This is a genomic window from Delftia sp. ZNC0008 (assembly GCF_000799035.1).
In the GTDB taxonomy this organism is placed as follows: Bacteria; Pseudomonadota; Gammaproteobacteria; order Burkholderiales; family Burkholderiaceae_C; genus Comamonas; species Comamonas tsuruhatensis.
The window spans coordinates 25,372-30,471 of the sequence record NZ_JTKZ01000189.1 but is presented as its reverse complement, the minus strand read 5'-3'; the positions used below and the strand labels follow the sequence as shown (position 1 = coordinate 30,471).

The following is a 5,100-nucleotide window of genomic DNA, read 5'->3' as shown; positions in this document are numbered from 1 at the left end:
CCGCGTGCTGCTGGCCCATCTGATGGTGGCCGATGGGCTGGCTGCCGATGTGGCGGCTGCGGCCACGGTGGCTGCCGGCTGGGCACCGGCGCAGATTGCGGCCTACCTGCGCGGCAAGGATGCGCGCGTGCTGCTGCAGACCCTGGTGGCCAAGGGCCTGACGGGCGCGGGACCGATTCCCGACGGCCTGCTGCTGCCCACCGACCCCATGGCCGCGCTGGCTGCGGGCCGATACAACCGCATGCCTGTGATGGCCGGCTACACGGCCGAGGAGGGCAAGCTGTTCGCACCCCTGCTGGCTGCGCTGGGCGGCAAGCCGGGCTTCAGGATCGACGATGCGGCGCGCTTTCGCATGATGCAGTCCTTCGACGCGCAGTCGCCCAACGCGCCGGGCCTGGCCGACATCATCGATGCCGCCTACCTGCCCGTCGATACGCCGGTCACCGGCTACAACGCCCGCATGGCGCAACTGACCCATCTGTTCGCCGATCCCAGCCGCGACCAGTTGCTCAATACGCTGCGCACCCGGCAGGCCGAGGTCTGGAGCTACCGCTTCGACTGGGCGCGCCAGCCCGCGCCCTGGAACACGGTCTACGGTGCGGCCCATGCGTTCGATCTGCCGTTTCTCTTCGGCAACTTCGGGCCATCCGTGTTCTCCCGCGTGACCAACAGCACGGCCAATGCACCGGGGCGGCTGGCGCTGTCGAACGCCATGATGGCCAGCCTCAAGGCCTTCATGCAGACGGGCGACCCGCAGAACGCGGCCCTGGGCCAGACATGGAAGCCCTGGCCGTCCAGCCTGGTCTTCGACGCCGAGCCGGGCGCGACAAGTATCCGGCTGCAGTGAGAGAGCCGATGAGCGGGCAGGTGAGCGAGTAGATGAGCGAGCAGGGGCTTGCCGCGGCAAGCCCCGAGAGATAGCCAACAACAACGAAGGAGACAGGTACCCATGACAGCCAAGACCGTTTTCACACAGGCCTGGCGCTGGCCGCTGGCGGGGGCCATTGCGGCCGCCGCCGTGGGCCTGGCCGCCTGCGGAGGGGGATCGTCCGGCATGCCCGCGCCCATGGGGCCGGGCCAGCAATCGGGCTACATCACCCTGCCGGACGGCAGCAGGATGCGCTACTCGCTGCTGCTGCCCGAGGGACAGGGTCCGTTCCCGCTGCTGGTCGAGTACGACGGCTATATCTCGGGCTCGTACCCCAACATCAGCAGTCCCTGGACCAAGGAAGGCTATGCGGTCATGGGGCTGAACGTGCCGGGCACGGGCTGCTCCACGGGGGAAGACCGGGTGTTTGACGCCAGCGTAGGTGCGGCCGGAGCCTTCGCCATCGAGTGGGCCGGGCGGCAGGCCTGGTCCAACGGCCGCATCGGCATGATCGGCTACTCGTACTCGGGCTACAACCAGCTGTGGGTGGCGGCGCACCGGCCCAAGGGGCTTCTGGCGATCACGCCCAGCAAGAATGTGGGCGATCCCTACCGGGACGTGGGCTATCCGGGCGGCATTGCCAACATCGGTTTTCCGGCGCAGTGGTGGAACGGCTTCCCGCGCATCTGGCGCACGGCCGCCGACCTGGCGGCGAAGAACGGCGGCGACACGGAATGCGCCAAGACCGTGGCCGACAACATCGAGAAGATCAAGCGGCCCGAGCTGGACCTGATCAAGTGGCTGGACAACCCCTATGCCGATGGCCTGTACCTGGAGCGCAGCGCCATGCTGCAAAGCGGCAAGATCAATATCCCCACGCTGGGCACGCAGTCCTGGCAGGACGAGCAGATCGGCCCGCGCTCGGGCTACTACGAGGACACCATTGCGCCCGACAGGATGTGGCTGGTCAGCTCCAACGGCGACCACCACACGAACATCACCTCGGACCATATCGACCAGACGCTGAAGCGCTTTCTGGCGCGCTTCGTCAAGGGCGAGGACAACGGCTTCGACAAGGAGCCGCGCGTGCGCCTGCTGCAGGAGATGCAGACCACGGACGCCAAGGCCCCCAATGGCGGCGCCAAGCTCATGCCCACGGGCGAGGCACGGTTTGACCGGCTGCCTGTCCAGGTCAAGCCCCTGCGCCTGTGGATGCAGCCCGGCCAGGCCCTGGGCGACAGCGCACCCGCCTCAGGCACGGCTTCGTCCAGCTACCGCTATCCGGCCCTGAGTCCGCAGGTGAACAACCCGGCGGCCGAAGGCTGGCCCGCCGTGCCCACTTCGGAAAAGGATGGCCAGCTGGTCTTCACCACGGCGGCCCTGCCGCAGGACCTGAGCTTCTATGGCGAAGGCTCGGCCGACCTTTGGCTCAGCGCCACGGCCGCCAACACCGACATCCAGGTCACCGTGTCCGAGGTGCGGCCGGACGGGCAGGAGATGTTCGTGCAGCGTGGCTGGCTGCGTGCGTCCAAGCGTGCCCTGGACACGGCGCGCTCCACGACGCTGAGGCCGTGGGGCGCGTTCACGCGGGACAAGGACGTGCCCATGGTGTCGGGCAAGCCCGAACTGCTGCGCGTAGAGATCCAGAAATTCGCGCATGTGTTCCGCGCCGGCTCAAGCATTCGCGTGACAGTGGATTCGCCATCGCAGACCGGATACTGGATCTTCGGCAACGACAAGACGCCGTCCACGAACACGCTGTGGCATGACGCAGCGCATGCCTCCAGCATCGTCCTAGGGTATATCCCATACGAGCATGCGAAGACGCTGCCGAGTTGCGACAAGACAATGCGTCAACCATGCCGGAAAAACGATGCGCCTGTCCCTGCGGGGATCGGACCCAGGGCGCCGGCCTGAGCCACCCTCCATGCGGGCAGCGGCATCGCGCACCAGGGCCTTGGCCTTGCGCGAATCCGCGGTCCGCAGTTCACGACGTTCACGAAGTTCAATCACCTTAGGAGCCTATAGATGCTGGGTCTGATGCAAAGCCAACCACTGTTGATCTCGTCGCTGATCGATTTCGCCGACCGCCACCATGGCGATGCGCAGATCGTCTCGCGCAGGGTGGAGGGCGATATCCATCGCTACACGTACCGCGACCTGGCACGGCGCTCGCGCCAGCTGGCGAACACGCTGGACGGCCTGGGCCTGCAGCCTGGCGACCGCGTGGCGTCGCTGGCCTGGAACGGCTACCGCCACATGGAGATGTACTTCGGCGTCAGCGGCTCGGGCCGCGTGCTGCACACGGTCAATCCTCGCCTGCACCCCGACCAGGTGGCGTGGATCATCAATCACGCGGAAGACCGCGTCATGTGCTTTGACCTGACCTTCCTGCCCATCATCCAGGCCGTGCATGCCAAGTGCCCCACGGTGCGCCAGTGGGTGGCGCTGTGCGATGCGGACCGCCTGCCTGCCGACAGCGGCATTCCGGGCCTGGTCAGCTACGAGGCCTGGATTGCCGGCCAGTCCGACCAGTACCAGTGGCCCGAATTCGACGAGAACACGGCCTCCAGCATGTGCTACACCAGCGGCACCACGGGCAACCCGAAGGCGGTGCTCTACAGCCACCGTTCCACCACGCTGCACGCCTACGCGGCCGCGCTGCCCGATGTGATGTGCATATCGGCGCGTGACTCGGTGCTGCCCGTCGTGCCCATGTTCCACGTCAACGCCTGGGGCATTCCCTACTCGGCCGCGCTCACGGGCTGCAAGCTGGTGTTCCCCGGCCCGGCGCTGGACGGCAAGTCGCTGTACGAGCTGATCGAGGCCGAGGGCGTCACCTACGCGGCCGGCGTGCCCACGGTCTGGCAGATGCTGCTGGGCCACATCAGGCCGGGCGGCCTGCGGTTTTCCACGCTCAAGCGCACGGTCATCGGCGGCTCCGCCTGCCCGCCGGCCATGATCACGGCCTTCCAGGACGAGTTCGGCGTGGAGGTGCTGCATGCCTGGGGCATGACCGAGATGAGCCCGCTGGGCACGCTGTGCACGCTCAAGAACAAGCAGCTGCAGCTGCCCAAGGACGAGCAGATGAAGATCCTGCAAAAGCAGGGCCGCGCCATCTACGGCGTGGACATGCGCATCGTGGGCAGCGATGGAACGGACCAGCCCTGGGACGGCAAGAGCTACGGCGACCTGCTGGTGCGCGGCCCCTGGATCGTGGACAGCTACTTCAAGGGCGAAAGCCCGCTCATCAAGGACGCGCAGGGCCGTGGCTGGTTCCCCACGGGTGACGTGGCCACCATCGACCCGGACGGCTTCATGCAGATCACCGACCGCAGCAAGGACGTGATCAAGTCCGGCGGCGAATGGATCAGCTCCATCGACATCGAGAACATCGCCATGGCCCATCCGGCCGTGGCCATGGCCGCCTGCATCGGCATGCCGCATCCCAAGTGGGACGAGCGCCCCATCGTCGCCGTGGCGAAGAGGCCCGGTGCCGAGGTCACGCGCGAGGAACTGCTCAAGTTCTACGAGGGCAAGACCGCCAAGTGGCAGATCCCCGACGACGTGGTCTTCGTCGAGGCCATTCCGCTGGGCGCCACCGGAAAAATGCTCAAGACCCGGCTGCGCGAGCAACTGGCCGGCTATCGGCTGCCGGGGCTGTGAGCCGCTGCGGGCCAGCCGCCGTGCCAGGGCATGCGGGGGCATGTGCTGATAGGGGCGGCCGGTCCGAGTCTCGTCGGCGATAGCCGCTAGGGGCAATCACCGATCGGTGCGGGGCAAGGGGACCATTACCCTGAGCCTCGCCCAGAAACCACCACAAGAGGAGACGCTTCATGAAGTTTGCGATCAAGGCATTGACGGCATCCCTGGCCCTGGCTTGCGCCACGGGCGCCATGGCCCAGAAGGGCGAGACGGTGAAGGTTGCGTGGATCGACCCGCTGTCCGGCCTCATGGCCGCGCTGGGTTCCAACCAGCTCAAGAGCCTGCAGTACATCGCCGAGGAGCTCAACAAGGGCACGGCCTCGGGCGTGAAGTTCGAGATCATCGGCATCGACAACAAACTCAGCCCGCAGGAAACCACGGCGGCCCTGCGCTCGGCCATGGACCAGGGCGTGCGCTACGTCTTCCAGGGCAACGGCTCGGGCCCGGCCCTGGCCATCATGGACGCGCTGGAAAAGCACAACGCGCGCAACAAGGGCAAGGAAGTCGTCTACCTGAACTATGCGGCG

At 67.0% G+C, this 5,100-nt stretch carries 4 protein-coding genes; all 4 read left to right on the top strand.

Annotation, left to right across the window (positions count from 1 at the left end):
• Positions 1–847: carboxylesterase family protein (locus L995_RS06335; protein ID WP_047470262.1), on the top strand; the 847-nt coding region annotated here is incomplete at its 5' end.
• Positions 848–949: 102 nt separating this feature from the next.
• A complete protein-coding gene (locus L995_RS06330) occupies positions 950–2,785 on the top strand; it encodes a CocE/NonD family hydrolase (protein ID WP_047470251.1) in 1,836 nt (611 codons plus the stop codon).
• Between the two features lie 111 nt (positions 2,786–2,896).
• Positions 2,897–4,534: a 3-(methylthio)propionyl-CoA ligase gene (locus tag L995_RS06325; protein WP_047470247.1), complete on the top strand. Its 1,638-nt coding sequence runs from the start codon at positions 2,897–2,899 to the stop codon at positions 4,532–4,534.
• A gap of 170 nt (positions 4,535–4,704) precedes the next feature.
• On the top strand, positions 4,705–5,100 hold a 396-nt coding region (locus L995_RS34220), incomplete at its 3' end, for an ABC transporter substrate-binding protein (RefSeq protein ID WP_231574371.1).

What these genes read in the sequence shown, in the direction of transcription:
- L995_RS06330 (WP_047470251.1), top strand. Translation starts at nt 950, where the DNA reads ATGACAGCCAAGACCGTTTTCACACAGGCCTGGCGCTGGCCGCTGGCG.
- L995_RS06325 (WP_047470247.1), top strand. Translation starts at nt 2,897, where the DNA reads ATGCTGGGTCTGATGCAAAGCCAACCACTGTTGATCTCGTCGCTGATC.